The organism is Streptomyces sp. NRRL S-118, from assembly GCF_000716335.1.
Taxonomy (GTDB): domain Bacteria; phylum Actinomycetota; class Actinomycetes; order Streptomycetales; family Streptomycetaceae; genus Streptomyces.
The window spans coordinates 1-1,949 of record NZ_KL591054.1 but is presented as its reverse complement, the minus strand read 5'-3'; the positions used below and the strand labels follow the sequence as shown (position 1 = coordinate 1,949).

Below are 1,949 nucleotides of genomic sequence, written 5' to 3'. Positions count from 1 at the left end.
ACCTGCACGACGGCGCCCAGGCACGGCTCGTGGCACTCGCCATGGACCTGGGCCTCGCCAAGGAGAAGCTGACCGAGGACCCGCAGGCCGCGGCCCGCATGGTGGAGGAGGCGCACGGCGAGGTGAAGACGGCGCTGCAGGAGCTGCGCGACCTGGCACGCGGCATCCACCCCGCCGTACTGACCGACCGCGGCCTGGACGCCGCCCTGTCCGCGGTGGCCTCCCGCTGCACCGTCCCGGTGGCGGTCGACGTGGATCTGCCGGCCCGCCCGGCGCCGGCGATCGAGGGCATCGCCTACTTCACGGTCTCCGAGCTGCTGCAGAACGTCTCCAAGCATTCCGGCGCCAGCCGGGCCGGGGTGGACGTGTGGCGGGTGGAGGACCGGCTCATGCTCCAGGTGACGGACAACGGCCGGGGCGGCGCGCGGGTCGACGCGGGCACCGGTCTGGCGGGGCTGGCCGAACGGCTGGACGCGGTGGACGGCGTCCTCGCCGTGAGCTCGCCGGACGGCGGGCCGACGGCGATCACCGCAGAGCTGCCCTGGCGCGGCCGCTCCTGACGCCGGGCTGACGCCCTGGCCGCCTGGGCTCGCCGAGCCCCTCCCTCACCCGAGCGGAACCACGCCGCCCCGCTCACCTTGCTCACCCCTCACGCCTCACCACCCGTGCACCCCGCTCGCGCCGCTGACGGCGATCCCCGCCGCTCCGCCGGCTTCGACGCACCGGTTGTCCACAGGCCGCCCACGGTGGTCCGGATGCTGGGATGCTGTAGCAGACGCGGTGATCGCGGCGAGCAGATCGATTCACAGGGGTTCGAGGGGGCGTGGGGGACGTGGTGAACGTGGCGGAGGACAGGGTCCGGGTGGTCATCGCCGAGGATTCCGTACTGCTGAGGGAAGGACTGACCCGGCTGCTGACCGACCGGGGGCACGACGTCGTCGCGGGCGTGGGGGACGGTGAGGCGCTGATCAAGACGATCGGCGATCTCGCGGCACAGGGGGCCCTCCCGGATGTGGTGGTCGCGGACGTGCGCATGCCGCCGACGCACACCGACGAGGGAGTGCGGGCGGCCGTCCGGCTGCGCAAGGAGCACCCGGGCATCGGAGTCCTGGTGCTGTCGCAGTACGTGGAGGAGCGGTACGCCACGGAGCTGCTGGCCGGCACCAGCCGGGGGGTGGGGTACCTGCTGAAGGACCGGGTCGCCGAGGTCCGCGAGTTCGTGGACGCGGTGGTCCGGGTGGCCCGAGGCGGCACGGCTCTGGACCCCGAGGTGGTGGCGCAGCTGCTCGGGAGGAGCCGCAAGCAGGACGTCCTGGCGGGTCTGACCCCGCGCGAGAGGGAGGTGCTCGAGCTGATGGCGGAAGGGCGGACGAACTCGGCGATCGCGCGGCAGCTCGTGGTGAGCGACGGCGCGGTGGAGAAGCACGTGAGCAACATCTTCCTGAAGCTCGGACTGTCGCCCAGTGACGGGGACCACCGGCGGGTACTGGCGGTGCTGACCTACCTGAACACCTGACATGCCTGGTGCTCCGTGCCTCGAAAACGCCTGAAAAGAGGTACCGCCTGCGGCAGGCTTGACAGTGGCGGCCCGGGGACGAACGGGCGAGCCGGGAGCGTCATTCACGCGGGAGTCGGGGGGAGACGAAGCATGATGAGTCCGGGCAGAAGGACGTCCCACGATCACGTCCACCATTTGAGCGGTCCAGGGAAGGCGACCCTTACCGACGTAGGGTGGGCCTTGGGAGCACCGGTCGGCAGGCCGTCTCCCGAGCGTTCCCCCGCTGACGGCGGGGAGGCCCCTTGTCTCGAGGGAGGTCCAGTTCAGTGACCAGCCAGGTCAGTAGCCCGGCCGAGCGGGCCGGCGGCGCCGGCGAGGCCGACGAGGCTGTCGTCGGGGAGCAGCGCGGCACGACGGCGCAGCGCGGTGGCGAGAAGGAAGTACGTCGTCT

2 protein-coding genes are annotated in these 1,949 nt (G+C 72.2%); both read left to right on the top strand.

Annotated features, from left to right (window positions below; genetic code table 11):
• The coding region (locus tag IH00_RS44925; RefSeq protein WP_039947881.1) for a sensor histidine kinase at positions 1 to 560 on the top strand (560 nt) is incomplete at its 5' end.
• A 281-nt stretch (positions 561 to 841) separates the two neighbouring features.
• On the top strand, positions 842 to 1,516 hold the full coding sequence (locus IH00_RS0136410) for a response regulator transcription factor (RefSeq protein WP_031080781.1): 675 nt from the start codon (positions 842 to 844) through the stop codon (positions 1,514 to 1,516).
• The last annotated feature ends 433 nt before the right edge of the window (positions 1,517 to 1,949 follow it).